The organism is Klebsiella sp. BIGb0149 (assembly GCF_004362605.1).
Taxonomy (GTDB): Bacteria; Pseudomonadota; Gammaproteobacteria; order Enterobacterales; family Enterobacteriaceae; genus Klebsiella; species Klebsiella terrigena.
Genome location: NZ_SNYG01000001.1, coordinates 406,178 through 431,492 on the forward strand (window position 1 = coordinate 406,178; position 25,315 = coordinate 431,492).

At 61.9% G+C, this 25,315-nt stretch carries 22 protein-coding genes; 10 read left to right on the top strand and 12 right to left on the bottom strand.

Annotation, left to right across the window (positions count from 1 at the left end; genetic code table 11):
- Window positions 1-239 precede the first annotated feature (239 nt).
- Complete coding sequence (gene cstA / locus EDF75_RS01915) at window positions 240-2,345, top strand: pyruvate/proton symporter CstA (RefSeq protein WP_133596751.1); 2,106 nt, start codon at window positions 240-242, stop codon at window positions 2,343-2,345.
- Window positions 2,346-2,407: 62 nt separating this feature from the next.
- Window positions 2,408-2,605, top strand: coding sequence for a YbdD/YjiX family protein (locus tag EDF75_RS01920; RefSeq protein ID WP_041144534.1), 198 nt, complete (start codon window positions 2,408-2,410; stop codon window positions 2,603-2,605).
- Between the two features lie 9 nt (window positions 2,606-2,614).
- On the opposite strand, the gene EDF75_RS01925 is transcribed toward EDF75_RS01920, so the two are convergent.
- Together EDF75_RS01925 and EDF75_RS01930 are read right to left on the bottom strand one after the other, a co-directional pair.
- Window positions 2,615-3,358 carry an SDR family NAD(P)-dependent oxidoreductase gene (locus tag EDF75_RS01925; RefSeq protein WP_133596753.1) on the bottom strand — a complete coding sequence of 248 codons (744 nt, stop codon included), beginning with the start codon at window positions 3,356-3,358 and terminating at the stop codon, window positions 2,615-2,617.
- A 104-nt stretch (window positions 3,359-3,462) separates the two neighbouring features.
- Window positions 3,463-4,554 (bottom strand): oxidoreductase, encoded by a 1,092-nt coding sequence (locus tag EDF75_RS01930; RefSeq protein ID WP_133596755.1) that lies wholly within the window; start codon window positions 4,552-4,554, stop codon window positions 3,463-3,465.
- A 163-nt stretch (window positions 4,555-4,717) separates the two neighbouring features.
- Between EDF75_RS01930 and EDF75_RS01935 the strand changes: the two genes are divergently transcribed.
- The 4 genes from EDF75_RS01935 to EDF75_RS01950 are packed head-to-tail and all read left to right on the top strand — an operon-like array spanning window position 4,718 to window position 9,554.
- Window positions 4,718-6,220, top strand: a complete 1,503-nt coding sequence (locus tag EDF75_RS01935; RefSeq protein ID WP_133596756.1) for a sugar ABC transporter ATP-binding protein — start codon at window positions 4,718-4,720, stop codon at window positions 6,218-6,220.
- Window positions 6,217-7,215 (top strand): ABC transporter permease, encoded by a 999-nt coding sequence (locus EDF75_RS01940; RefSeq protein WP_133596759.1) that lies wholly within the window; start codon window positions 6,217-6,219, stop codon window positions 7,213-7,215. Before EDF75_RS01935 ends, EDF75_RS01940 begins: the two co-directional genes overlap by 4 nt.
- Before the next feature lie 20 nt (window positions 7,216-7,235).
- Window positions 7,236-8,300, top strand: coding sequence for a sugar ABC transporter substrate-binding protein (locus EDF75_RS01945; protein ID WP_133597969.1), 1,065 nt, complete (start codon window positions 7,236-7,238; stop codon window positions 8,298-8,300).
- A 9-nt stretch (window positions 8,301-8,309) separates the two neighbouring features.
- On the top strand, window positions 8,310-9,554 hold the full coding sequence (locus tag EDF75_RS01950) for an LVIVD repeat-containing protein (protein ID WP_133596760.1): 1,245 nt from the start codon (window positions 8,310-8,312) through the stop codon (window positions 9,552-9,554).
- A gap of 59 nt (window positions 9,555-9,613) precedes the next feature.
- Here EDF75_RS01950 and mtnK read toward each other — a convergent pair whose 3' ends face one another.
- Window positions 9,614-10,813, bottom strand: a complete 1,200-nt coding sequence (gene mtnK, locus EDF75_RS01955) for an S-methyl-5-thioribose kinase (RefSeq protein WP_133596762.1) — start codon at window positions 10,811-10,813, stop codon at window positions 9,614-9,616.
- Between the two features lie 103 nt (window positions 10,814-10,916).
- Between mtnK and mtnA the strand changes: the two genes are divergently transcribed.
- Window positions 10,917-11,945, top strand: a complete 1,029-nt coding sequence (mtnA, locus tag EDF75_RS01960) for an S-methyl-5-thioribose-1-phosphate isomerase (protein WP_095094934.1) — start codon at window positions 10,917-10,919, stop codon at window positions 11,943-11,945.
- On the opposite strand, the gene codA is transcribed toward mtnA, so the two are convergent.
- The 4 genes from codA to EDF75_RS01980 all read right to left on the bottom strand — a co-directional run bounded on the left by codA (window position 11,942) and on the right by EDF75_RS01980 (window position 16,124).
- Window positions 11,942-13,195, bottom strand: a complete 1,254-nt coding sequence (gene codA, locus EDF75_RS01965) for a cytosine deaminase (protein WP_133596764.1) — start codon at window positions 13,193-13,195, stop codon at window positions 11,942-11,944. The genes mtnA and codA overlap by 4 nt on opposite strands.
- Complete coding sequence (locus tag EDF75_RS01970) at window positions 13,192-14,427, bottom strand: PucR family transcriptional regulator (RefSeq protein WP_133596766.1); 1,236 nt, start codon at window positions 14,425-14,427, stop codon at window positions 13,192-13,194. The genes codA and EDF75_RS01970 overlap by 4 nt, the downstream gene beginning before the upstream one ends.
- A 2-nt stretch (window positions 14,428-14,429) precedes the next feature.
- A complete protein-coding gene (codB, locus tag EDF75_RS01975) occupies window positions 14,430-15,692 on the bottom strand; it encodes a cytosine permease (RefSeq protein ID WP_133596768.1) in 1,263 nt (420 codons plus the stop codon).
- A 117-nt stretch (window positions 15,693-15,809) separates the two neighbouring features.
- Complete coding sequence (locus tag EDF75_RS01980) at window positions 15,810-16,124, bottom strand: hypothetical protein (protein ID WP_133596769.1); 315 nt, start codon at window positions 16,122-16,124, stop codon at window positions 15,810-15,812.
- Between the two features lie 134 nt (window positions 16,125-16,258).
- On the opposite strand from EDF75_RS01980, the gene EDF75_RS01985 reads away from it, so the two are divergent.
- The 3 genes from EDF75_RS01985 to EDF75_RS01995 are packed head-to-tail and all read left to right on the top strand — an operon-like array spanning window position 16,259 to window position 19,417.
- The gene (locus EDF75_RS01985) at window positions 16,259-16,870 is read left to right on the top strand and encodes a methylthioribulose 1-phosphate dehydratase (protein ID WP_095094944.1); all 612 of its coding nucleotides are present in this window, start codon (window positions 16,259-16,261) and stop codon (window positions 16,868-16,870) included.
- Between the two features lie 25 nt (window positions 16,871-16,895).
- Entirely contained in the window at window positions 16,896-18,392 is a 1,497-nt protein-coding gene (locus EDF75_RS01990; RefSeq protein ID WP_133596771.1) for an FGGY-family carbohydrate kinase, read from the top strand.
- Window positions 18,389-19,417, top strand: coding sequence for a 2-hydroxyacid dehydrogenase (locus tag EDF75_RS01995; RefSeq protein WP_133596773.1), 1,029 nt, complete (start codon window positions 18,389-18,391; stop codon window positions 19,415-19,417). The genes EDF75_RS01990 and EDF75_RS01995 overlap by 4 nt, the downstream gene beginning before the upstream one ends.
- Window positions 19,418-19,432: 15 nt before the next feature.
- Here EDF75_RS01995 and EDF75_RS02000 read toward each other — a convergent pair whose 3' ends face one another.
- From EDF75_RS02000 to EDF75_RS02020, 5 genes are read right to left on the bottom strand one after another with little or no spacing between them, the layout of a single operon-like run.
- Window positions 19,433-20,377, bottom strand: coding sequence for a carbohydrate kinase family protein (locus EDF75_RS02000; protein WP_133596775.1), 945 nt, complete (start codon window positions 20,375-20,377; stop codon window positions 19,433-19,435).
- 10 nt (window positions 20,378-20,387) lie between these two features.
- The gene (locus EDF75_RS02005) at window positions 20,388-21,389 is read right to left on the bottom strand and encodes an ABC transporter permease (protein WP_133596777.1); all 1,002 of its coding nucleotides are present in this window, start codon (window positions 21,387-21,389) and stop codon (window positions 20,388-20,390) included.
- Window positions 21,386-22,375 carry an ABC transporter permease gene (locus EDF75_RS02010; protein WP_133596779.1) on the bottom strand — a complete coding sequence of 330 codons (990 nt, stop codon included), beginning with the start codon at window positions 22,373-22,375 and terminating at the stop codon, window positions 21,386-21,388. Before EDF75_RS02010 ends, EDF75_RS02005 begins: the two co-directional genes overlap by 4 nt.
- Complete coding sequence (locus EDF75_RS02015) at window positions 22,372-23,877, bottom strand: sugar ABC transporter ATP-binding protein (RefSeq protein ID WP_166646130.1); 1,506 nt, start codon at window positions 23,875-23,877, stop codon at window positions 22,372-22,374. Before EDF75_RS02015 ends, EDF75_RS02010 begins: the two co-directional genes overlap by 4 nt.
- A 44-nt stretch (window positions 23,878-23,921) precedes the next feature.
- Window positions 23,922-24,902, bottom strand: a complete 981-nt coding sequence (locus EDF75_RS02020; protein WP_076944913.1) for a sugar ABC transporter substrate-binding protein — start codon at window positions 24,900-24,902, stop codon at window positions 23,922-23,924.
- Window positions 24,903-25,315: the final 413 nt, after the last annotated feature.

Consider the following 25,315-nt stretch of genomic DNA (forward strand, 5'->3'; position numbering starts at 1 on the left):
TCGCGCCGCGTCCCGTTCAGGCTACGGTTTTATTTCTGTAGCCCGTTCGGGCGCGGCGCGAGCGTCTTTCCGACCCTGCTGTTTTCATCTATTTTCCTGCCAGAAGTGATCTCGCTAGCAATGTGAGACAAATCCCTGCCTTCGGGCGACATCTCCAGGGTTTCGACGTTGTTAAAATCTGCGTTGTGTTCTAGAAACAAAATGTAACAGATTGATTACCCTACCCGTGGAACCCGATAATGAATAATTCAGGGAAATACCTCATCTGGACACTGCTCTCCGTCATTGGAGCCTTTGCCCTCGGCTACATAGCCTTAAACCGCGGCGAACAGATTAATGCGCTATGGATTGTCGTGGCGGCGGTCTGTATCTATCTGATTGCCTATCGCTTCTATGGCCTCTACATCGCCAAAAACGTGCTGGCGGTTGACCCGACGCGGATGACGCCCGCGGTGCGGCACAACGACGGCCTCGACTACGTTCCGACCGATAAGAAAGTGCTGTTCGGTCACCATTTTGCGGCCATTGCCGGCGCCGGACCGCTGGTTGGGCCGGTGCTGGCGGCGCAGATGGGCTACCTGCCGGGGATGATCTGGCTCCTCGCCGGCGTGGTGCTGGCCGGCGCCGTGCAGGACTTTATGGTGCTGTTCGTCTCGACCCGCCGCGACGGCCGCTCGCTCGGCGAGCTGGTGAAAGAGGAGATGGGGCCCACCGCCGGGGTGCTGGCGCTGGTGGCCTGCTTTATGATCATGGTGATCATCCTCGCGGTGCTGGCGATGATCGTGGTGAAAGCGCTGACCCACAGCCCGTGGGGAACCTACACCGTCGCCTTCACCATCCCGCTGGCGGTCTTTATGGGGATCTATATTCGCTATCTGCGCCCGGGGCGCATTGGCGAAGTGTCGGTGATTGGCCTGGTGATGCTGGTGTTTGCCATCGTCTCCGGCGGATGGGTTGCCGAAAGCGCGACCTGGGCGCCGTGGTTTGACTACACCGGCGTGCAGCTGACCTGGATTCTGGTGGGCTACGGCTTTATCGCCTCGGTGCTGCCGGTCTGGCTGCTGCTGGCCCCGCGCGACTACCTCTCGACCTTCCTGAAAATCGGCACCATCGTCGGGCTGGCGATCGGTATTCTGATCATGCGCCCGACGCTAACCATGCCGGCGCTGACCAAATTTATTGACGGCACCGGCCCGGTGTGGAGCGGCAGCCTGTTCCCGTTCCTGTTTATCACCATCGCCTGCGGCGCCGTGTCGGGCTTCCACGCGCTGATCGCCTCCGGCACCACGCCGAAAATGCTGGCCAACGAAGGCCAGGCCTGCTTTATCGGCTATGGCGGCATGCTGATGGAATCCTTCGTCGCCATTATGGCGCTGGTGGCGGCCTGCGTTATCGACCCCGGCGTCTACTTTGCGATGAACAGCCCGATGGCGGTGCTGGCGCCGGCCGGAACCACCGACGTGGTGGCGTCCGCCGCGCAGGTGGTCAGCAGTTGGGGCTTTAGCATCACCCCGGATACGCTGCGCCAGATAGCCAGCGAGGTCGGCGAACAGTCGATTATCTCCCGCGCTGGCGGCGCGCCGACGCTGGCGGTCGGGATGGCCTACATCCTGCACGGCTCGCTGGGCGGCCTGATGGACGTCGCCTTCTGGTACCACTTCGCCATTCTGTTTGAAGCGCTGTTTATTCTGACGGCGGTGGATGCCGGCACCCGCGCGGCGCGCTTTATGCTGCAGGATCTGCTCGGCGTGATAAGCCCGGGGCTGAAGAGAACCAGCTCGCTGCCGGCGAACCTGCTGGCGACGGCGCTGTGCGTGCTGGCGTGGGGCTACTTCCTGCACCAGGGGGTGGTGGACCCGCTCGGCGGGATTAACACCCTGTGGCCGCTGTTCGGCATCGCCAACCAGATGCTGGCAGGGATGGCGCTGATGCTCTGTGCGGTGGTACTGTTTAAAATGAAACGTCAGCGCTATGCATGGGTCGCGCTGCTGCCCACGTCGTGGCTGCTGATTTGTACCCTGACCGCCGGCTGGCAGAAGTCGTTCAGTCCGGATACCAAAGTTGGCTTCCTGGCGATCGCCAATAAGTTCCAGGCGATGATCGACAGCGGCTCTATCCCGCCGCAGTACACCGAATCCCAGCTGGCGCAGCTGGTCTTTAACAACCGCCTGGATGCCGGTCTGACCATCTTCTTTATGGTGGTGGTGGTAGTGCTGGCGCTGTTCTCAATCAAAACCGCGCTGGCGGCGCTGAAAGAGGAGCATCCTACCGCCAGAGAGACGCCGTACGAAGCGATGCCCGCCGATGCTGAGAGCCTGGTCACCCAGGCGAAACGCGCGCATTAGCCAGCCGGTTTTTGTTAGCCTAATCCTCTCCCGTAAGGGAGAGGATGATGTGAGAGAGAAAAATGTTCGATACCCTTTCGAAAGCGGGAAAATACTTAGGCCAGGCGGCAAAGATGATGATTGGCGTGCCTGATTACGATAACTACGTCGCCCATATTCGCCAGACCCACCCTGAGCAGACGCCGATGACCTACGAAGAATTCTTTCGCGAGCGCCAGGACGCGCGCTACGGCGGCAAGGGCGGCGCGAAGTGCTGCTAGGCCATCCCCTCAGGCGTTAAGTCCCCCGTCTACGTCCAGACCGGTACCGGAAATCTGTCCGGCCGCCGAGCTTGCCAGAAAGGTCACCGCCGCGGCGATATCCTCAGGCTGACCGTAATGTCCGAGCGCAATAAGCTGCCGCAGCGGCTCGGCCTGTTCGCCGTCCGCCGGGTTCATATCGCTGTCGGTTGGCCCCGGGTGCACGAGGTTAACGGTGATGCCGCGCGGCCCCAGATCGCGCGCCAGGCCGCGGGTCAGGGAGTTAAGCGCCGATTTAGTCATCGCGTACGCCGCAATGCCGGGAGACGCGACGCGGTTGGCGAGACAGCTGCCGATATTGATAATCCGCCCGCCGTCCGGCAGATGGGGGATTGCCGCCTGAATCGCGATAACCACCCCGCGAATATTGACGTTGATCAGCGCATCGATATCCTCCAGGGACATCGACTCCAGCGGCCCGCCGCGGGCGATCCCGGCGTTATTAACCAGAATATCCAGCCCTCCGAGGCTCTGCACCGTGCGGGCGACGGCGTGCTGAATGGCCTGCGCGCTGGCGCTATCGGCCTGCACCGCCTCGCTGCGGCGGCCGAGAGCGCGAATCTCGTCGGCAACCGCCTGGGCTTTGTCGGCGGACTTTTCGTAGGTGATAACGACATCGGCCCCGGCCTGCGCCAGCGATAGTGCAATCGCGCGGCCTAACCCCCGGCTGGCTCCGGTAACCAGCGCCTTCTTACCTGTTAAATCGATCTGCATGATGACCTCGTGACGTGAGCGTTGAGATGCATCATTAGGTATATACGTAATCCTTCAAACCGCCTCTTTTTGCCGCGGCCGTTTTCACGACCGGCGTCGTCGCATCAGGCGTGGCTAAAATTTTCCACCTTCGCGAAGGCGGCGTACAGGGTCTGCGGCGTCAGCTCCACCGGCAGGAAGTGGATGGACTCGACCGGGCGCAGGGTATGGGCAATGACCCGATCCAGCTCGCCCCGGTTGTTGATATCGATATCCAGCGCCGCCAGGGTGGTCGGCAGGTTAAAACGCTGATATGCGCTCACCAGCTGGGCTAAAACCTCGTCCTGGCCGAGCAGGGCGCTCTGCACCAGAATGCCGTAGGCGACCTTGGTGCCGTGGAGAAACTTCTCCGTCTGCGGCAGCACCGTCAGGCCGTTGTGCACCGCGTGGGCCGCCGCAACCCGGGTGTAGCGCTCGCCCAGGCCGCCGACCATCCCGCCGCCGGCGATAATCGCATCGATAACGTCCAGCAGCGGCTGGCTCAGCTCGCCGCGCTGCCGGTCGGCGAGCGCCGTTTCGCTGCTCTCCAGCAGGACGTCGCGGATCGCCAGCGCGCCGTTAATCCCCAGGCGTACGGTCAGCGGCAGGGTTTCCGGCCGCGGTGCCAGCACCACCGCCTCATACCATTTCGCCAGCGTATCGCCGATCCCCGCCAGCAGATACTCCTCAGGCGCGTTGAGGACGATCCGCGGCTCCACCAGCACCAGGAAGTTGGCGTCGTCGAAAATTTCAAAATGCAGCGCCTGGCCGGCGTCGTTGTACCACACCGACAGCGGAGTCCACGCCGCGCAGGTGGCGGCGATGGTTGGGATCGCCACCACCGGTAGCGCAAGCCGCCTGGCCACCGCCTTGGCGGTATCCAGCAGCGCGCCGCCGCCGACGCCAATCACCACGGAGCGGTCTTCACCCGCCTCGTGGACCAGCCGGGCGACGTCGCTTTCGCTGCAGTGGCCCTTAAAGAGGATTTTTTTGGCGCCGGGCGCATTGAAGGCCTCGGGTAAAAAGGGTTCTGCGCCGGCGATTGCCCGCTCGCCGTAGATCCACAGCGCCCGGGAAAGCTGCTCTGCGCTGTAAAAATCATTCAGCCGCGCGAGGCTGCCGGGATGGGAGAAGTAGTTGGCGGGGCCGGGGACCACGCGGATATCGCTGTTGCTCATAGAGGCTGACCTTATTGTCGTTTCGCTAACCTGATGTTATGTCTGGACATCCGGATGGCTAATATTATTTCGTTTTATCTTATGCCTTTTACGCAGTTGTCAGTCAAGGGCGGCTGTGAAAAATTCATTAAATCAAAATATTAATCGTAAAGGGTAGCAGGGGATGACAGCCAATCGCCTCGAGATGCACAACATTAACCTGGCCTTTTCCGGCTTTCGGGCGCTGAACAACGTGGCGTTTTCCCTGAAGGGGGGGACCGTGCACGCGCTGACCGGCGCCAACGGCGCGGGAAAATCGACGCTGATGGCGGTGCTCTGCGGGACGCACGCGCATTATGAGGGCGAGATTGTCATCAATAATCAGCCGGTCAATATTCGTTCTCCACGCGATGCAAAGCAGCTTGGCATTCATCTGGTGCAGCAGGAAGTCGACGTGGCGCTGGTTCCCGGCCTGAGCATTGCCGAGAACATCATGCTGGACCGGCTGGCGCTGCCGGGCCAGGGCTTTAGCTGGCGGCGGCTCCGCGAGCAGGCCCGGGCCGCGCTGGCCCAGCTGGATATCGTTCTTGACGTGCGGCGTTCTATCGATAGCTGCTCTCTGGCCGAGAAGCAGCAAATTCTGCTGGCGCGGGCCCTGTCGCACCACTGCCGCTTCCTGATCCTTGATGAACCGACGGCGCCGCTGGATCGTCACGAAAGCGAACGCCTGTTCACCGTGGTGCGCCGCCTGCAGCAGCAGGGGATCGGCGTGGTGTTTATCTCCCACCGCATTCATGAGCTGAAGGCCATTTGCGACACCTTAACGGTACTGCGCGACGGACGGCTGATCGAAAGCGGCCCGATGGCGGAGCTCAGCGGCGAGCAGATCGTGGAAAAGATGCTCGGCCATGAGCTTAGCGATATTTTTCCGCCGAAGCGCCCGCCGCACGGTGAAGAGGTGCTGCTCCAGGTGGAAGGGCTGCACGACGAGGGGCTGCTGCAGGATATCTCTCTGCGCCTGCGCAAAGGCGAAATTCTCGGCATCGCCGGGCTGGCGGGAGCCGGTAAAACCGAACTATGTAAGGCGCTGTTCGGCGCCAGCAAAAGCCGCCTGACGCGCGGCGAGCTGAATAGCCAGCCGTGGCGCCCGCGCGACCCGGCGGACTCCGTCACCCGCGGGCTGGCGCTGGTGCCAGAGGAGCGGCGCAAGGAGGGGATTTTTATCGAAGAGCCTATCGCTATGAACCTCGCGGTGAGCGCCGATAGCAGCTTTTCGCGCTGGAGCCTGTTTGGCCATCGCCAGGCGTGGCGCTGGGCGGAGGAGGTGGTGGCCCGGATCGGTATTCGCACCACCGGCCCGGGCCAGACGCTGCGTCGTCTTTCCGGCGGCAATCAGCAGAAGGTGGCCATCGGTAAATGGCTGCGCGGCAGCGCTAACGTGCTGATTTTTGATGAGCCGACCAAAGGCGTCGACGTGAAGGCAAAGACCGACCTGTTCAACCTGATCGACGGGCTGGCGCGAGAAGGCAAAGGGGTGATCTACGCCTCGGGCGAATTCTCGGAGCTGGTTGGTTTGTGCGACCGTATTTGCGTGCTGTGGGATGGCCGCATTGTGGCAGAAATAGCGGGCGCAGAGGCCCGCGAAGAGACCCTACTTTATTACTCCACCGGAGGAGCAGCAGCGTGAGCAAGGCCCTGACCGCTACCGCGACGGCATCGAGCCGTCAGCGATTTTTCGATTTTCTCTACAAATGGGGCATGTTGCTGACCGTTGTGCTGCTGATCGCCGTTTTTGGCCTCGCATCGGATAACTTCCTCGACCCGTTCAACATCATCAACATTCTGCGCTCGATTGCCATCGTGACGGTGATCGCCATCGGGGTGTCGATTTCGCTCACCATCGGCGGATTCGACCTGTCGGTCGGCTCGACCGCCTCGCTGGCGAACGCGCTGGTGATTTCGCTGTTCGTCTGGCACGGATTTGGCACCACCGAGGCGATTCTGATCACCCTGGCGCTGTGTACGCTGGTGGGGCTGTTTAACGCCTTTCTGATCGTGGTGCTGCGCATTCCCGACATGCTCGCGACCCTCGCCAGCCTGTTCGTGATTCAGGGCGTGGCGATGACCTACAGCTACGGCGGCTCGATTACCGAGAACATGGTGCTGCCGAGCGGCGAGATGGCTGAAGGGGCCATTCCGGCGGCGTTCGGCCTGCTGGGGCAGGTGCCGACGATTGTCATCATTATGCTGGCGGTGACCGTGGTTGCCCAGCTGGCGCTCTCTTTCACCACCCACGGGCGCCGGATGTACGCCATCGGCGGCAACCCGGAGGCCGCGCGTCTTTCCGGCCTGCGCATCACGCGCTACAAGGTGGCGGCGTACGTTATCGCTTCGCTGCTGGCGGGCCTCGGCGGCATTCTGCTGGCGTCGCGCATCGGCTCCTCCCAGGTGAACGCCGGCGGCGGTTACCTGATGGACGCGGTGGCGGCGGCGTGGATCGGCTTCTCGCTGGCGGGCTCGGGCAAACCGAACGCGCTGGGCACGCTGGTGGGGGCGGTGATCCTCGGGGTGCTCTCCAACGGCCTAGTGATGCTCTCGGTTCCGTACTACGCAATGGACATTATTAAAGGGCTGGTGCTGGCTGGCGCGTTAGCACTGACCTATTTTCAGCGCCGCACCTAATTATAAACAGGGTAAACATGATGAAAAAAATAACGCTTTCTCTTATCGCGCTGGGGCTGCTCAACTCCGTAGCCGCCTATGCTGAGACGCCAACGCCGGTGCCGGCCGCTATCGCTGAACATAAAGGGCCGATCCGCATTGCGGTGATCCGTAACCTGGGTTCCGATGATAACACCACCCAGTTTGTGTCCGGGGCTATCCAGGAAGGCAAGAAGCTCGGCTTTAAAATGAGCACCTTCCTGAGCAACGGCGACGACGCGAAATTCCAGGACTTCGTCAATCAGGCCATTAGCCAGAAATATGACGGCATTATTCTCTCCCAGGGGCGCGATCCCTACTCGACCGCGCTGGTGAAGAAGGCGGTGGACGCCGGGATTAAGGTCGCGGTATTCGACACCGCCGTCAGCGGCGAGATCCCGGGCGTGACCGTGACCCAGCAGGATGACGCCTCCCTGACCGATCTCTCCTTTGGTCAGCTGGTGAAAGATTTCAACGGTAAAGCCAACATTATCAAGCTGTGGGTCGCCGGCTTCCCGCCGATGGAGCGCCGTCAGGTGGCTTACCAGGCGCTGCTCAAGCAGAACCCGGGCATCAAAGAGATGGAGTCGATCGGTGCCGTCTCCTCCGACGTCCAGGGCGATACCGCCAACAAGGTCGGGGCGATCTTAGCGAAATACCCGAAAGGCAAAATTGACGCGATTTGGGGCACCTGGGACGCCTTCAGCCAGGGGGCTTATAAGGCGCTGAAAGAGAACGGGCGCACCGAAATTAAGCTCTACAGCATTGATATCTCTAACCAGGATCTGCAGCTGATGCGCGAATCCGGCAGCCCGTGGAAGGTGAGCGTGGCCGTCGATCCGAAGCTTATCGGGGCAACCAACGTGCGCCTGGTGGCTAACAAGATTGCCGGAGAACCGACGCCTGCGACCTACGATTTTAAAGCGGCGGCAATTCCTCAGGCGCTGCTGGCCGCGCAGCCTGGGGCAGTGAACGTGGCGTCGCTTGGCAAAATCATTCCGGGCTGGGGCCAGACCGAAGACTTTATCGCCCCGTGGTTCGCCACCCTGGAAGCCAAAAACAAGTAAGGAGCAGGTATGGCGACGGAACTCCCGCGTCCCGACTACAGCCGCAATATGCGGCTGATTGGGCATAGCGATCAGGGCGGACGCCCGGACGGCGTCCAGCTGATGGTGCATCGTGGTTTTGCCTATATCGGCCACATGGTGTCCCAGGGTTTTTCGGTGGTGGACGTTCGCGACCCGAAAAACCCCAAAGCGGTGAACTACGTCGCCGCGCCGCCCGGCACCTGGAACGTCCACCTGCAGGCGCACGACGATCTGCTGCTGGTGATCAACGCCCGGGATCTCTTTGCCGACGCCCGCTTCGCCGACGAGAAGGTCTACTATACCCGTTCGGTGGGCGAGACGGTCAGCGACGTACGGGAGAAGGGCTGGAGCGCCGGGCTGCGTATTTTTGATATCTCCGTTGCGGATAAGCCGCGTGAAATCAGCTTTCTGTCGCTCGACGGGATCGGCATTCACCGGATCTGGTACGTCGGCGGCCGCTGGGCCTACGTTTCCGCGCTGATCGACGGTTTTAGCGACTATATCTTCCTGACTATCGATCTCGCCGATCCGCGCAAGCCGCAGGTCGCCGGGCGCTGGTGGCTGCCGGGGATGAACCAGGCGGCAGGGGAGACGGCGAGCTGGCCGCAGGGTAAACGCTACGCCCTGCATCACGCCATTATCGCCGGAGATACCGCCTACGGCAGCTGGCGCGACGGCGGTCTGACCCTGCTCGACGTCAAGGACCGCACCCAGCCTAAGCTGATTAGCCACCGCAACTGGAGCCCGCCGTTTGGCGGCGGCACCCATACCGCGCTGCCGCTGCCGGATCGCGATTTACTGGTGGTGCTGGACGAGGCGGTGCTCGACAACCAGCAGGACGGCGAGAAGCTGATCTGGCTGTTCGATATCCGCGACCCGGCGAATCCGGTCAGCATCTCGACCTTCCCGCAGCCGCGGGAGAGCGACTATGTGGCGAAAGGGGCGCATTTTGGCCCGCATAATCTGCATGAGAATCGCCCCGGGAGTTTTGTCAGCTCGACGCTGATTTTCGCCACTTACCAAAACGCGGGGGTGCGGGCCTACGACATCTCCGACCCCTACCGGACGGTAGAAACCGGGGCGCTGGTGCCCGCGGCGCCGGCGAAGATGATGGATACCCGTCCGGGTCGCCCACAGGTGATCCAGTCCTGCGACGTGTTCGTTGACGCGCAGGGGATTATCTACAGCACCGACTATAACGGCGGACTGTCGGTGATCGAGTATTTGGGGTAGGGAAGGGCGGTGAATGGAGAGCCCGGGCAGCGCGCTGCCCGGGAACGACCGGGAAGGGATTAGCCGTACTGGCGAATGCGGACGATCAGCTCGTCGACGCCGTCGATGCGTTCGGCAATCACGATCAGCGCTTTGCCGAGCGAAATCGCGTGGCGCAGGCATTCGTGGCGCATGGCCTCATCGGCAATGCTGTCGATATCAGCGACGTGCGACAGGCCGACGCTGCGGCGAATCAGCTCGGTTCCGCAGAAGCCAATCGCATCCGCCCACACTTTTTTCAGGAACGCTGAGGCATAGCCGGGATAGGCCAGCGCCGCATCGCGGCTCTTCTCCGCCGCCAGCGCCTGGAAGCGTTCGGCAAAGGTCGTCCACAGCGCCTGAATATCGTTCAGGCGCTGTTCGCGCGCGGCGGCGGCGTCGCGAATGCCCAGATGGCCCGGCAGGCCGCAGTAGTTGAGCAGCAGGTTGCCGATGGCGGTGCCGACATCAAAGCCAATCGGGCCGAAATAGCCGAACTCGGCGTCGATGGCTTTAAAGCTGCCCTCGGCAACGAAAATGGAGCCGCTGTGAATATCGCCGTGCAGCAGCGCTTCCGCCTGGGAAAAGAAGCGGTGCTTGAGCGAGGCCACCGCCAGCCTGAGCTGGCTATCGTGGCGCAGGGCGGCAATATCGTCCTCCAGCTCCGGCGGATAGCTGTTGCGTTCATGAACCTGGTAGGGGTCGTTGAAGAACAGATCCTCGGTTATTTCACACATCTCCGGGTTAATAAAGCGCGCGACCTGGGCTTTTTTATCGTGAGGATGGAGATAAAAATCGCTGGTATGGAACAGCGCCTGGGCCAGGTATTCGCCCAGCTGGCTCGCCGCCTGCGGATAGTAAACGTTGGCGATAAGCTCGCCGCGCCAGATGCGGTGATCGGACAGATCTTCCATCACCATCACCGCCAGCTCGGGATCGAAATGGTGAATTTTTACCGTGTGCTGCGGGCAGTGTTGATAGTGGGTCACCAGCGTCTGCGCCTCGAGTCGGGCGCGATCGAGCGTCAGCGGCCAGGACTCTCCGACGCAGCGGACGTAGGGCAGCGCCTGCTTAACGACAATGCGGCTCACGCCCTGGGTATCAAAAATTTTAAATACCAGGTTGAGGTTACCGTCACCCACTTCCTGCGCGGACACCAGTTCCGACGGGTCGTCGAGACCGCCAAATTGTTGTGCATAAGCCACCGCATCGCTGGCCGTGAAGGTATGGTATTGCGACATTGCCTCGATCCTCAAAAGTTCCGGTTAAGCCGTTCAGACGTCTATACTTCTGGATTCCATCCTGACACAATGTGATACAACAACGCAACAGGGATTTAACGACATGCAGACACTACAGACCACCAGCCTGCGGGTAAGCGAAAATCAGCTTTTTATTCTTGACCAGCAGGCATTGCCGCAGGAAAAACGCTGGCTGGCGGCAGATAACGTTTCGTTACTGGTTGACCATATTCACGCTCTGCGGGTACGCGGCGCGCCGTTAATCGGTCTCTCTGCCAGTCTGCTGTTAGCGCTTCTGGCGCAGCGCGGCCTGACCCGCGATGAGCTATCGCAGGCGCTGGATACGCTGCGCGCCGCGCGTCCGACGGCGGTCAACCTGATGAATAATCTCGACCGCATGAAGCTGGCGCTGGCGAAAGAGAACTATATTCCGGCCCTTGAAGAAGAAGCGCTGCGCCTGATCGCTGAAGATAAGCAGCTGTGCGCCAGCATCGCGGAAACCGGCGTCAGCCTGGTCAAAGCGGGCAGTCGCCTGCTGACCCACTGCAACACCGGCGGCCTGGCGACCGCAGGGGTGGGCACGGCGTTAGGGGTGATCGCGCTGGCCCATCAGCGCGGCCTGGTGGCGAACGTGTGGGTCGACGAGACGCGCCCGCTGCTGCAGGGCGGCCGTCTGACCGCATGGGAGCTGGGCGAGCTGGGGGTGCCCTATCAGCTGATTACCGATTCGATGGCCGCCAGCCTGATGGCTAAAGGGCAGGTCGATGCGGTGTGGGTTGGCGCCGATCGCATTGCCGCCAACGGCGACGTGGCGAACAAAATCGGTACCTATTCGCTGGCGGTGCTGGCGAAATATCACGGTATTCCGTTCTATGTCGCCGCGCCGCAAACCACGCTCGACCGCGGCTGCCCGAACGGCGAGGCCATTCCTATTGAACAGCGCGCGGCGGCGGAAGTGACCGGCGTGGCCGGCAGCTTCGGCGCGGTGCAGTGGGCGCCGGCGGATGCATCGGTTTATAACCCGGCGTTTGACGTCACGCCTGCGGCATTAATCAGCGGCTGGGTGCTGGACAGCGGCGTCGTTACCCGCGAGCAGGTGGCGGCCGGCGCATTTGCGCCAAATATTGGCTAACGGCGCGGGTCTGCCGCCGGATAGCGAATCTGCTCCGGCTGGCGCTGCAGAATGATTTTGCCGCGGCGAATGGAGGTCAGCACTTTGGCCTGACGCCGCACGGCGTCATAGTCATTTTCCGCATCGAGGATCAGCAGGTTCGCCGGGCGGCCTTCGGCGATACCGTAATTATCGCCGAGGCACAGCGCCCGGGCGCTGTTATCGGTAATCAAATCGAGACAGCGCTGCAAATCTTCATACCCCAGCATATGGCAGATGTGTAGCCCGGCATCGAGGATGCGCATGATGTTGCCGTTGCCCAGCGGGTACCAGGGGTCCTGAATGGAGTCCTGGGCAAAGCAGACGTTAATCCCGGCGCGGTCCAGCTCCGCCACCCGCGTCACGCCGCGGCGTTTTGGCCAGCTGTCGAAGCGCCCCTGCAGGTGAATGCTTTCGGTTGGGCAGGAGATAAAGTTGATGCCCGACGCCTTGAGCAGGCGGAACAGCTTCGAGCAGTAGGCGTTATCGTAGGAACCCATCGCGCAGGTATGGCTGGCGGTGACCTGCGCGCCCATGCCGCGTACCCGAGCCTCTTCCGCCAGCACTTCGAGAAAGCGCGACTGCGGGTCATCGATTTCATCGCAGTGCACGTCCACCAGGCAGCCGTGGCGCTGGGCCAGATCCATCAGAAAGACCAGCGAGCTGACGCCCTTGTCGCGGGTGTTCTCGTAGTGCGGAATGCCGCCCACCACGTCGGCGCCCATTTCAATGGCGCGGGTCATCAGCTCTCGTCCGCCGGGGAACGACTCGATCCCCTCCTGCGGGAAGGCGACGATTTGCAGGTCGATAAGATCGGCAGCCTCTTTTTTCACCTCCAGCATCGCCTCCAGCGCCGTCAGGGAAGGGTCGGTGACGTCGATGTGGGTGCGCACGTGCTGCACGCCGTTATCGCGCAGCATACCGATGGTCTTCAGCGCGCGCTGGCGCGTATCTTCTACCGTGACGCTCTCTTTACGCTGGCTCCAGCGGGTGATGCCCTCAAACAGCGTGCCGCTCATATTCCACTCCGGCTCGCCTGCCGTCAGGGTGGCGTCCAGATGGATATGCGGCTCGACGAACGGCGGGATAACCAGCTTTTGCTGCGCGTCGATATCGCTGGCGTCAGCCGCCCGCGCGGCGGCCTGCGGGGCGATGCTTTTAATCATGCCGTCCTGTAACTCAAGGGTATAGAGAGCTTCTTTATGGCGCAGGCGCGCGTTGATAATTTTCATGGTTGTTCCCGTAAATGGTTTTGCGACATACGCCAGATAGCCAGGGCGACCGAGGCGTTGAGATGAAACTGCGGATGGCTGACCGGATAGCGGGTCAGCTTTTCAATACGTTGGATACGCTGATGCAGGGTGTTGCGGTGAATGCCCAGCCGCTCGGCGGCCCTCATCACGTTGCCGTTCTCCTGGAGCAGGGTTTCCAGGGTCTCCATGAGCAGCCACGGGCTTTTGCGATCGGGTTCGATCAGGCAGCCAAGGGTGTCGTGCATAAAATCGCTCAGCAGCGTGGGATCGCCGACGGCGGAGAGCAGCTTGATAAAGCCCAGCTGCTGATAGTCGCTGATGCGCTGAGCCGGGCGCAGGGTATCGCTGAGATCCAGCGCCTGGCGCGCCTGCGACAGCGCCCGCTGATAGCCCTGCAGCTCCTGCACCGGCGCGGAGAGGCCGCACAGCAGCGACAGCCCGTCATCGCCCTCCGCAAGCTGGAGCAGCCACTGCTGTAGCCACTTTTTCTGCTGATAAAATTCGCCTTCCTCATCCGGGAGCAGGAAGAGAAACATATTGCTGCGCTCAACCAGCGGAAAGGGGTTGCCCTGCTGGTTAAGCTGCTGCTGCAGCCGCTGGCGCACGGTGCGACGGGCCTGCTGCAGCCAGGCTTCGGCCTGCTCCGGCGGAAACTGGCGAAACAGGCGCTGAATCCCCTCAAGGCGCAGCGCCGCCACCCGCAGCGGGCGGGTAAAATCCAGCTGCTGATGAAGCGCGCGCTGATGCAGGATCTGCAGGTCGGGATAGTCGCCGGTTAACAGCTGTAGCAGAATATCGCGCTGCGACTGCAGCGCGTTTTCGCTGCGCACCAGCGCGGTACCGATGCGCTCGGTGACGATCACCATTTTGAGCAGATAGGGCTGTTCGATCAGCGGAATGCCCAGCTCGTCGGCCAGCGCGATCAACCGCGGAGGGATCGTCTGGATATAGGCGTCGCCGGTCAGGATCACCATGCCGGCGATCCCGCGCTGCTTGCCCTCCATCAGCAGATGAATCAGGTTCTCCTCGCTGCGGGGATGGTTGATTCCGGTGATAAACACCAGCTCTCCGCCCATGATCCACTCGGCGATATTTTCATTTTCCGCGACGTAGTACCAGCGTACCGCCAGCTGGAGCCCCTGCCGCCCCGCGCGCAGCCGCATCGCCGAGAGTCCCTCCAGCGCGAGGATTTCGCTGACCGTCAGGCTCATGGCTACTGCTCCGCGGCCGCGTCAGCCGCGGGCTGGCGTTTGCTCAGGCGGGTCAGGACGATATAGACCAGCGCGGAGACGGAGATGCCCACCAGCGGCGCAACCCACGGCGACAGGTAAGCCACCAGCGCGCCGACGGCATAAGCGCCCAGGCCCAGCCAGTTGAAGCGCGGTAAGCGCGCGGTTTGCAGCAGAGGATAGCGTCCGCCGCGATAAAACCAGTAGTCGGCGAGGATCACGCCGCCGATGGGCGGGATGATGCTGCCCAGCAGAACCAGGAACGGGATCAGCATTTCGTACATCCCGCCAATGGCCAGCAGAATGCCGACGCCGGCGGCGACAACGGTCAGGGTCCGGCGGCGTTCGCTGCGCAGCAGGTGGCAGGCGGCGGCCGAAACGTTATAGATTGTCGGCCCCTGAATCGTCAGCAGATTGAGGCACAGCATGACCACCGCAGCGACGGAGAGCCCCTGCAAAATCAGCACTTCCACAATATCGGCCTGCTGATAAACGATGGCGCACCAGGCCCCGGCCACAATCATCAGCCCGTTACCGATAAGGAAGCTGCCCATGCTGGCGAGGATGGCGGTGCGGCTGGAGTTAGCCAGCCGCGTCCAGTTCGTCGCCTGGGTCGCGCCGCTGGCGAAGGTGCCAAATACCATGGTGATGGCCGCCGACCAGGTCATGGTTTCGCCCGGTTCGATTTTGGTCATCGCCTGCCAGCCGCCGGCGTGGTGGGCGGCAAGGTACATCGAGACCACCAGCAGGATAAACATCAGCGGAACCGAAACCCGCGAGAGCGCATCCAGCCCCTTATAGCCCACGAGCGCGGTGACGCAGAACAGGATGCCGAACAGCACCATCAGCGGAATGGTCATCGCCTCGGGCAGGGCAAGGATTTTGACCAGCGAAATAGCCACCGTGGCGGTACCCCAGGCGTACCAGCCCAGCTCGGCGAAGCCGAGAATAAAATCGGCGAGCCTGCTACCGATCTCGCCGAAGCAAAAACGCCCCATCAGTACGGTGTTCAGCCCGCTGCGGGCGGCAATCCAGCCGAGCGACGCCGCGTAGAGGGCCAGCAGAAAGTTGCCGATAACCGCAATCCACAGCAGGTTAACGATGGAAAAGGAGACGCCGAGCTTCCCGCCCGCGAACATCGTGCCGGTAAAAAAGGTAAAGCTGAACAGAACCATGGAGATTGAAAACAGGCCCTTGCGTCCTGAGGCCGGCGCTTCGACGAGCGGGAAATCGTTGCTGTTTGACATAGTGGAACCTCTGAGTGGTCACCCGAATGGCGATGCCAGAGGGGTAGCAAGAGGTGTGCCAAAAAAAGCGGGGCAACGGGAACATATTGGGGTGGGCAGTGTGCACATAAAAAGGCGTTAAACGGCGCCGTTTTGCCAGAATGGTGTGCAGGGTGCAAAGTTTTGCACCAGCGTGGAGCAGCCGTTCGGACTTTGCCATCGCGCGCGGTCGCTATCGCTGGCGCTGAAATTTACGCCAGCCGTACGCAGAACGATCCCCCGTCTTTTTAGCGACCCGCAGCGGGTAATATTGGCGTTATGAAAACGTTCAGTTGTATCACTGTTAAAAACGGTAATTTCATATGCGTTTCTGATATAACCATTCTTAATGTAAGCCTTTCCTGAAATATTGTTCAGCCGGGCAGGCGGTGTTAGTATCGGATAAATAGCCATTTAGACGGCTAAAGAACCTTGGTTCGGGTTATCCTGCTGGCCGTTTTGCCTTAGCGCAGCGACGCCGCTGCCTGCCGCAGCATCCCCCGAGCGTAAAGGTTCTCCAAATACCATCGCTAAACTAAGGAACTGCTATGTGGCAAGAAAGACTCGCGCAACTGGTCACCACCTGTCATTGGATCGGTGCGAAGGGCTGGGCGCCGGCGACCGGCGGCAATATGTCCGTGCGCCAGGATGAGACCTGGTGCTGGCTCAGCGAGTCGGGACGCGATAAGGGCAGCCTGACCAGCGAAGATTTTCTGCAGGTGGATATTGCCAGCAATACCGCGCCTTCCGGGCGCAAGCCCTCGGCGGAAACCGGGCTGCATACCCTGGTCTATCGCCTGTTCCCCGAGGCCAACGTCGTGCTGCACGTCCATACCGTCAACGCGACGGTGCTGTCGCGCATCGAGAAGAGCGGGACGCTGGCGCTGCAGGGCTACGAAATGCAGAAAACGCTGACCGGCCAGCACAGCCATCTCGACACCGTCCCGGTGGCGATTTTCGATAACGATCAGGATATCGACGCCCTGGCGGCGCGCATCGAAGATTATGCGCAAACCCGCCCGCTGCGCTACGGCTTCCTGCTGCGCGGCCACGGTCTGACCTGCTGGGGGAAAGATATTAACGAGGCGCGCCGTCAGCTGGAAGGTCTGGAATTCCTGTTCGAGTGCGAGCTGATGCGTCGCCGCTACGAGCGCGACTAATTTTCAATAAGCGATCGGATCAGGCATGGATTTTTATCTGGGTATCGATATCGGCACCTCGCGCGTCAAGGCGGTGCTGTTTGATGAGCATTTTCAGGCGCGGGCCAGCGCGGCGGAGAATACCGGGCCGCGTCTGTCGGCTAACGGCTACGCCGAGCAGGATATGGCGCAGCTGTGGCAGTCGGTGATCGCTATTTTGCGCCAGATTGCGCAACGCCCAGAGCTGCAGGGCGGGCGCTTAAGGGCCATTGGCCTTGCCGGGCAGGGCGAAGGGGTGTGGCTAAGCGATGCCGAGGGCGAGCCGGTCGGGCCGGGGATCCTGTGGAGCGATACCCGCAGCCGGGAGCTGATGAGCGATCTGCTGCGCCGCCCGGACTTCGATCGCCGCTTTTTTGCCGAGACCGGCACCCACCTGCAGCCGTGCAATACCAGCATGCAGCTATGCTGGCTCCGGCACTATCAGCCGGAGCGGCTGGCGGCGGCGCGCTATCTGTTTTTTGCTAAAGACTGGATCCGCTTTCGCCTGACCGGCGTCGCGGCGCTGGATATCACCGATGCCAGCACCTCGCTGCTCAATCAGCAGAGCGGGGAGCTGTCGGCGGTGGTGCTGAATGAAATGGGGCTTGCCGACCTGCAGCATCTCTTCCCGCCGCTGCTGGCGCCGGATGCGCAGGCCGGCGCCCTGCGCGACGAGGTGGCGGAGCTGACCGGGCTGGTGGCCGGTACGCCGGTGGCCGCCGGCGCGCTCGACGTGTGCAGCGCGGCGCTCGGCTGCGGCGCGGTGAACGACGGCGATATCTATACGATCCTCGGCACCACCTGCTGTACCGGCATCGTGTGCCACGGTCGTCAGACGGTGAACGAAGGAACGCGCTACGTCACCCATACCGAAGCGGGGAGCTTTATTAACCTCTTCCCGATGCAGGCCGGAACGCCGAATATCGACTGGCTGCAGCAGCATATCTCCCTGAGCCCGGACCTCCAGCAGCTTGAGCGGGCGATTGCCGACGTCGAGCCGGGCAGCGGGGGCGTGTTCTGGCAGCCCTATCTGAACGGCGAGCGCGCGCCGTTTTATAGCCCGGACGCGCGGGCCGGCTATTTTGGCATCAGCCAGCACACCACCCGCGCCGAGCTGCAGCGGGCGGTGTTTGAAGGGCTGGCATACGCTATTGTCGACTCGCTGCAGGGCTATCCGCAGGGCGGCGAACTGTATCTGACCGGCGGCGGCGCGGCCTCCGCGACCTGGCTACAGATTATTGCCGACTGCAGCGGCAGAACGGTGGTCTCCAGCACCTTTAACGAACTCAGCGCCCGCGGGGCGGCGATTCTGGCAGCCCGCAGCGTTAACGGACTCTCGCACTACCCGCAGCTGGAGCAGACGCGCTATCAGCCAGATCCGCGGGCGCACGCCCGCTACGCCGCGCTCTATCCGGTTTATCGCCTGCTACGCGAACAGATGCTGCCCGTCTGGCAGGCCAGGCAGGAGGCGCTTCAACGTATTTCTCAGGAATCAGACCAATGAAAATTGTATTTACCGCTGAACACTCCGGCGATCTTGCGGCGTTCCACCAGCTGGGCGATCTGCGGGTTGAGGGATGGGCGCTGGGCAAACCGAAGCTCAGCGCCGACCAGCTGATCGATCTGGCTCACGATGCCGAAGTGCTGGTGACCAGCTACGACGACGTGACGGAAGAGGTGATCGCCGCCTGCCCGCGCCTGAAGGTGATTGCCTGTACCCGCGCCAATCCGGTGAATATCGACGTTAAAGCCGCGGCGGCGCGCGACATTCGCGTGCTCTACACGCCGGGCCGCAACGCCGACGCGGCGGCGGAGCTCACGCTTGGGCTGATGCTGAGCCTGGCGCGGCATATCCCGCAGGCGCACGCGGCGCTGAAGCGCGGCGAGTTTACCAACGCCGACAACGCGGCGGCGGTCACTCAGGCCGGGCTGCGCCGCGACGTGGTGTGGGACGTGAGCCCGCAGAGCCCTTACGAGGTGTTTAAAGGCAGCGAGCTGCGCAATAAAACGCTGGGGCTGATTGGCTACGGGAATATTGGTCGCCGGGTGGCGCGTATCGCCCGCGCGTTCGGTATGGCGGTGCTGGTGGTGGACCCGTTCGTGGCGGGCGAGGATATCAACGAGCCGGGGCTGCGCAAAACCACTCTCGAAGCGCTGTTCCGCGAGGCGGATATCGTCAGCCTGCATCTGAGCAGCGGTGCCGGCAGCGACGGCCTGGTAAACGCGCCGCTGCTGAACAGCATGAAGCCCGGCGCGCTGCTGATTAACACTTCCCGCGCGGCGGTGGTTGACGAGGAGGCGCTCATTCACGCCCTGCGCCACGGGCCGCTGGGCGGCGCGGCGCTGGACGTTTATCATCGCGAACCGCTGTGGCGCGATCACCCGTTTGTCACCGAGTTTGCTAACGTGATTATCACCCCGCATATTGCCGGCGCGACCCGCGAAAGCATCAGCAAGCATACGGCGATGATTGCCGCCGATCTCCAGCGCTACGCCGCCGGCGAGCCGCTGTTATACCAGTGGCGCTAAGCGCGGGGCCGCAGGCTATGCGGCCCGATTCGCGGCCATAAATGCCAGGGTGTGGTCCCAGTCGATCACGCCCGCATCCGATCCCAGGCCGGTGGCGACCAGCGCCGCCACGGCCGATGCCACTTCGCAGGCCTCTTTTTCGTTCAACCCGCGGGCCAGGGCGGCAATAAAGCCGCCGCAGTAGCTATCGCCGCAGCCGGTGGTATCCACCGCCTCTACGCGCCAGGGGGCGATATGCTCGACGCGACCGTCACGAGTCAGCAGCCAGGAGCCGTTGGCGCCGTCTTTCAAAATACAGGTCCCGACGCCGAGGTCGAAGAAGAAACGGGCGATTTCGGCGGGCTCGCTGCGTCCCGACAGATAGGCGGCCTCCTCCAGCGAGGGCATAAAGTAGTCTACCGACGGCAGCAGCGGGCGCAGCAGATCCAGGGTTCGCTCATCGGGGGCGATCAGGTCGAAGCTGGTGGTGACGCCGCGCGCTTTAGCCGCCGCCAGCAGCCGCGCGCTCTGACCCTGGTCCATCGCCGCCAGCAGACCCGTGCCGCCGTGATGCAGGAAGCGACAGTCGAGAATCGAGGCAAAGGCCTCTTCGCTGACAAACAGTGCATCCGAGGCGCCGCGACAGTGCAGCGCGGGCCGCTCGCCGTTCGGGCGGATAGGCAGGATGGTTGCCGAGGTTTCCTTTTGCGTCGTGCGCTGGATCAGCGAGCAGTCAATTCCCAGGCGCGCGTAGCTGGCGAGAATAAAATCGGCCTTTTCATCGTGGCCAAGGCAGGCGACGGCGGCGGTGCGAACGCCGAGCTTCGCGGCGTTGATATTCGCCCCCGCGGCGGTGCCCGCCGGGTTAAGACGAATTTGTTCGATAAAGGCCACCCCGCCGCGGGGCGGGATGTCGAGAACCGGACGGCCGGCGATATCAAGGATCGTCAGGCCGACAAAAACGGCGTCAAAGGCTGCCATAGATACTCCGTTAACGATGCTGCTGACGCAGACGCGCCTGCCAGAAAGAGAGGGCCAGCGCGACCACCAGAATGACGCCGACCAGCGCGTCTTTGACCAGGTAGTTAAGACCCATCAGGTTCAGGCCGTTATCAATGATGGCGAGGAACAGCACCCCACCGAGGGTACCGGCGATACTGGCCCGGCCCTGGCGGTTAAAGGCGGTGCCGATAAAGACGGCGGCAATCGCATCCATCAGATAGGACTGGCCGGCCAGCGGCGTAAACTGCCGCAGATTAGCGGAGAGGATCACGCCGCCGATGGCGCACATGGCGGAAGCCGCCACCAGCACCCACAGCATGGTCAGCCGATCGCGGATCCCGGCGATCCGCGCTGCTTCCCCGTTCTGGCCAATGGCGCGAACGTACTTGCCGAAGAGCGTGCGTTCGGTAATCAGCCACGCCACCAGCCACAGCGCCAGCACGATAACCACCGGCGTCGGAATGCCGGCGATATTGCCCACTGCCAGATCGTGGTACTCCGGCGCCATCCGGCGATAGGCGATCGAGCCGCCGCCGTCGGTGTAGATCCGCTCGACGCTGCTGGCAATAAACCAGGTCCCGAGGGTGGCAAGGAACGGGCGGATCTGGCAAATCAGGATCAGAAAGGCGTTCAGCAGACCGATGATCGTCCCGCCAAGCAGGGCGTAGCCCACCGCGGCCTGCCACGGCAGGTGCCAGGTTTTCAGGGCCACCAGCGCAAAGGCGGCGCCAAAGTCGAGCGCGACGCCCACCGAGAGATCGATGGCCCCGGTGCTGACGATAAGGGTCATCGCCATCGCCACAATTAGCAGAATCGCGCTGCCCTGGAGCAGGTTGGCCCAGTTATCAACGGTGAGAAATACCGGGTTGGCCCAGCCGAACAGGGCAATGGCCAGCAGGGTGATAATGCCGAAGCCCGCCCGCGACAGATAGGCCAGCGGGCCGCCGGCGGTCTGCTGCGGCGATGAGGATTTGAGCGTCAGCTGGCTCATTGATTGCCTCCGTGATGTCTGACCGCAGACGCCGCCAGCACGATAAGGATCAGGGTGCCTTTGATGGCGCCCATCCAGAAAATATTGACCCCCAGCAGCCCGAGGCCGTTGGAGAGGGCGTTGACCAGCACCGCGCCAAGCAGCGCGCCCCAGATGGTGACGACGCGCCGGCGCGAGAAGGCGGCGCCGATAAAGGTTGCCAGTACGGTCTCCAGCAGCAGCGGCGTGGCGGTACCGCTGGAGCTGCCCGAGCCCTGGCTTAAGAGCGGCAGGATCGCCAGGCCGGCGGCGATGCCGGCCAGCAGCCAGACGTAAATCGTCAGCCGGCGCACGTTAAGCCCGCTCATTTGCGCCATATCGCGGTTGCCGCCGACCGCCTGCAGATGCTGGCCGAAGCGCGAGTGGTGTACCAGCAGCTGGAACAGGGCGAATACCGCCAGCAGGTAGATCAGCGGCCAGGGGATGCCGAGCAGCGACTGGTCGCGAAAAGCGACCATCAGCGGATCGCTGACCGCAATGCGCCGCTGGCCGGTGAGCAAATCGGTCAGGCCGGTAAAGGCCACGGAGGTTGAGAGCGTTGCCAGCAGCGGCGGCAGCCCGGCGACCAGCACCAGCCCGGCGTTGATCGCCCCGCAGGCGAGGCACACCGCCAGCGGCAGGAGGAGGAGCCACAGATAGGAGATCTGCCACTCCACCATGCCGAGGCTCAGAAGCGCGACCCCGAGCACCGCGATGGCGGGCAGCGAGAGGTCGATCCCGCCGGTGACCACGTCATCGCCGCCGACGGCAATCACGCAAACCAGTCCGAAGCAGAGAATGGCCAGCGGCACGCTCTGCACCAGCATCATGCTGATATTCTGCCAGCTTAAAAAGAAGGGCGACTGGAGGCTGAGCCAGACCAGCAGGGCAAAGAAGAGGATCAGCGGAAATTTTTCAATAAGCGTCGTCATGCCCGGCAGGCCGCGGCGCTGGATACCCGTACTCATAGCTGTTGTTCCTGTCCACCGTTAATCGTTGCCAGCAGGGCGTCGAGCGTCAGCCCCCGGGTGGTGAGATTCGCCACCAGCTCGCCGCGCCACATCACGAGGATCCGATCGCATAATCCCAGCAGCTCCGGCGCATCGCTGGAGGAGACCAGCACCGCGCGTCCGCGATCCGCCAGCTGGCGGGTACGCTGATAGATATCGCTGCGGGCGCCGATATCGACCCCGAGGGTCGGTTCATCGAGAATAAAGAGCCGCGCATCGGTGCCCAGCCAGCGGGCCAGAATCGCCTTTTGCTGGTTGCCGCCGCTCATCAAGCGCACCGGCAGCTCCGGGCGGCCGGGGCGGATAGAGAGCTGCTCAATCCAGCTGCGGGCTTTCTCCAGCGCCCGGCCCCGGTGCTCCCAGCCGAGGGTGGCGGTGTCCGACAGGGAGGCCAGGTTAATGTTATCGGCGGTGGAGAAGGGGAGGATCAGCCCCTGATGGCGGCGGTCGCGGGGCACCAGCGCCATGCCGGCGCGAATCGCCTGCTTCGGCGTGCGGATGCGACGCGGCTGACCGTCGATGCTAATGACGCCGCCGTCCACGCGCTTGAGTCCATAGAGAAGGTCAACCAGCACGTCGCGCCCGGCGCCCAGCAGCCCGGCGATACCGACGATTTCGCCGGGCTGAATATCAAAGGTAATATCGCGCAGCTGATGGCCGTCGCCGAGCGCGCGAACCGACAGCAGCGGCGCGCTGGCGTCGGCTTCAGGCGGCGCGGACTGGCGCGGGGTATAGAGCTGCTCGATTTCCCGGCCGACCATCATTTTGATCAGCGCATCGGTATCCTGCAGCAGCGAGCGGTCAGGGTTGCCCACCACCTCGCCGTTGCGCAGCACGGTTCCGCGATCGCAGAGGGCGGCGATTTCGTTCAGATAGTGGGAAATATAGAGAATGGCGATCCCCTGCTCGCGCAGGCGTAGGATCGCCGAGGAGACCAGGCTGGCCTCCTGCGCTTCCAGCGGCGCGGTAGGCTCGTCAAACACCACCAGCTTCGCGGCGCCGTCGATCAGCGCCCGGGCGATTTGCACCAGCTTACGTTCGGCAAGGCTGAGATCGCGAATCAGCCGCCGCGGGTTAATGCTCAGCTGCCAGCTATCGCGGAAAAAGGCCTCGGTGGCGGCGTTCATGCGCTTTCTGTCCAGCGCGCCCCAGCGGTGGCGATACTCCTGGCCGAGAAAAACGGACTCCGCCACGGTGAAATGGGCGATCAGGTTGAGCTCCTGGTGGATAACCCGGATGCCCATCGCTTCAATGGCGGCAGGGTTGCCGAACGGGATCGGCGCGCCGTCGAGGGTGGCGCTGCCGCTATCGGCCTGGTACACGCCGGCAAGGATCTTGATCAGGGTGGATTTTCCGGCCCCGTTTTCACCGATCAGACCGTGAATTTCACCGGGGTTAAGAAGCAGCGTGACCGCATTTAATGCAGTCACGTTGGCAAAGCTTTTGCCGATCTGGCTCATGACCAGACCAGCGGCGGGGCGCTCCCCGCCGAGGGGTTGATTAATCACTGCAGTTCGCCATATCCCAGCTGTTTGTAGACCGCTTTCGCTTCCTGCGGGCCCTTCACCGGGACCACCGGAATAAAGGTTTGCAGCGGCAGAGCCTGCTTAGCGAAGTAGTGCGCGACGTTGTCGGCCGACGTCTGGCCAATCAGATGCGGCTGCTGGGCGACGTTAGCGACGAACGGGCTGCCGGGCTCGGCCATAATCTCCAGGGTTTCCGGACCGGCGTCGATGGCGGTGACCTTCACGTCCTTATCGCGGCCGGTCTCTTCCAGAGCCTGCACGATCCCGATGGCCGGCTGATCCCAGCAGGCGACGTGGATAGCGTCCAGTTTGCCTTTCGGATACTGGCTGAGCAGTTCGAGGGTTTTCTTACGCGCATCTTCCGGGGAGTTGGCAAACTGTTCGGCCAGCTCCGGCTGAATAATATGAATATCCGGATAATCCTTAAGGACATATTTCCACTGGTCGTAGCGGATGCCGCAAATTCGCAGCGAGCTGGAGAACGCATTAAATACCGCAACGTTGCCTTTGCCGCCTAATTCATCGGCCATATAGCGGCCAATGGTTGAACCCAGGGTGTAGTTGTCGGAGGTCGTGTTATTGACGGAGTATTTAGACACGTGGTCCACGGTAAATACCGGGATGCCGGCATCGCGCAGCGCTTTAAATTTAGGTTCAACGGCGCTGTCACCGAGAATACTAATTACGGCATCAACCTTGCGTGATAATAAAATATCGTGGTTATTGGCGTGTACCTGATTATCACGACCGCCGTCAACGCCGATGACTTTACCGCCCAGTTTTTCAACCTCTTCGGTGGCGCCTTTATAGGCTTCACGATCCCAGAAGTGCTGGGTACCGACAACGGCGACGCCGATGGTTTTCCCCTGTAGCGACAAGGGTTCTGCGGCGGAGGCGCTGACGGAGACGAGCGTCATCAGACCCAGGGCGGCGGGCAGTAATTTTTTTCTCTGCGACATTCTTATTATAGTCCTGTGATGAAGGTGTTTGCGGATTCGTAGCATGACAATAACGACCACGCAACCTCAAATACAAAATATGTCTAAGTTATACCAATAATGGTATATCGACGGAATAGGGCAGGAAAACTTAATTTTACCCGCTATAACCTGAAAATATTTCATGATGCTGAAATTAAGGCATGTTTATATTGTGGGTATAAGGTAAAAGCGCCGACTTTTATTGCAAACGGTAATTGCTGCTTAATGATGGCTATATTTATGGTGGGATATGGTGAATATAACCCAGGGCTCGCGTCATGCGGATGGTTATCGGCTAAAGTGACAGGATATTATAGTGTCATCGGCATTTTATCTTCAGCCAGCTCCCGACTTATTATAGCGGCCTTTATCGGGTGACAACAAAACGGGCA

Excerpts from the sequence above, each read along its gene's own strand:
- codA (WP_133596764.1), bottom strand. The coding sequence starts at position 13,195 with ATGAAAATTATCAACGCGCGCCTGCGCCATAAAGAAGCTCTCTATACC.
- EDF75_RS01930 (WP_133596755.1), bottom strand. The coding sequence starts at position 4,554 with ATGAGCAACAGCGATATCCGCGTGGTCCCCGGCCCCGCCAACTACTTC.
- cstA (WP_133596751.1), top strand. The coding sequence starts at position 240 with ATGAATAATTCAGGGAAATACCTCATCTGGACACTGCTCTCCGTCATT.
- EDF75_RS01920 (WP_041144534.1), top strand. The coding sequence starts at position 2,408 with ATGTTCGATACCCTTTCGAAAGCGGGAAAATACTTAGGCCAGGCGGCA.
- EDF75_RS01945 (WP_133597969.1), top strand. The coding sequence starts at position 7,236 with ATGAAAAAAATAACGCTTTCTCTTATCGCGCTGGGGCTGCTCAACTCC.
- EDF75_RS01995 (WP_133596773.1), top strand. The coding sequence starts at position 18,389 with ATGAAAATTGTATTTACCGCTGAACACTCCGGCGATCTTGCGGCGTTC.
- EDF75_RS01985 (WP_095094944.1), top strand. The coding sequence starts at position 16,259 with ATGTGGCAAGAAAGACTCGCGCAACTGGTCACCACCTGTCATTGGATC.
- codB (WP_133596768.1), bottom strand. The coding sequence starts at position 15,692 with ATGTCAAACAGCAACGATTTCCCGCTCGTCGAAGCGCCGGCCTCAGGA.
- EDF75_RS01970 (WP_133596766.1), bottom strand. The coding sequence starts at position 14,427 with ATGAGCCTGACGGTCAGCGAAATCCTCGCGCTGGAGGGACTCTCGGCG.
- EDF75_RS01935 (WP_133596756.1), top strand. The coding sequence starts at position 4,718 with ATGACAGCCAATCGCCTCGAGATGCACAACATTAACCTGGCCTTTTCC.
- EDF75_RS01950 (WP_133596760.1), top strand. The coding sequence starts at position 8,310 with ATGGCGACGGAACTCCCGCGTCCCGACTACAGCCGCAATATGCGGCTG.
- EDF75_RS01980 (WP_133596769.1), bottom strand. The coding sequence starts at position 16,124 with ATGGCTATTTATCCGATACTAACACCGCCTGCCCGGCTGAACAATATT.
- EDF75_RS02015 (WP_166646130.1), bottom strand. The coding sequence starts at position 23,877 with ATGAGCCAGATCGGCAAAAGCTTTGCCAACGTGACTGCATTAAATGCG.
- EDF75_RS02020 (WP_076944913.1), bottom strand. The coding sequence starts at position 24,902 with ATGTCGCAGAGAAAAAAATTACTGCCCGCCGCCCTGGGTCTGATGACG.
- EDF75_RS01990 (WP_133596771.1), top strand. The coding sequence starts at position 16,896 with ATGGATTTTTATCTGGGTATCGATATCGGCACCTCGCGCGTCAAGGCG.
- EDF75_RS02010 (WP_133596779.1), bottom strand. The coding sequence starts at position 22,375 with ATGAGTACGGGTATCCAGCGCCGCGGCCTGCCGGGCATGACGACGCTT.
- mtnK (WP_133596762.1), bottom strand. The coding sequence starts at position 10,813 with ATGTCGCAATACCATACCTTCACGGCCAGCGATGCGGTGGCTTATGCA.
- EDF75_RS02005 (WP_133596777.1), bottom strand. The coding sequence starts at position 21,389 with ATGAGCCAGCTGACGCTCAAATCCTCATCGCCGCAGCAGACCGCCGGC.
- EDF75_RS02000 (WP_133596775.1), bottom strand. The coding sequence starts at position 20,377 with ATGGCAGCCTTTGACGCCGTTTTTGTCGGCCTGACGATCCTTGATATC.
- mtnA (WP_095094934.1), top strand. The coding sequence starts at position 10,917 with ATGCAGACACTACAGACCACCAGCCTGCGGGTAAGCGAAAATCAGCTT.
- EDF75_RS01925 (WP_133596753.1), bottom strand. The coding sequence starts at position 3,358 with ATGCAGATCGATTTAACAGGTAAGAAGGCGCTGGTTACCGGAGCCAGC.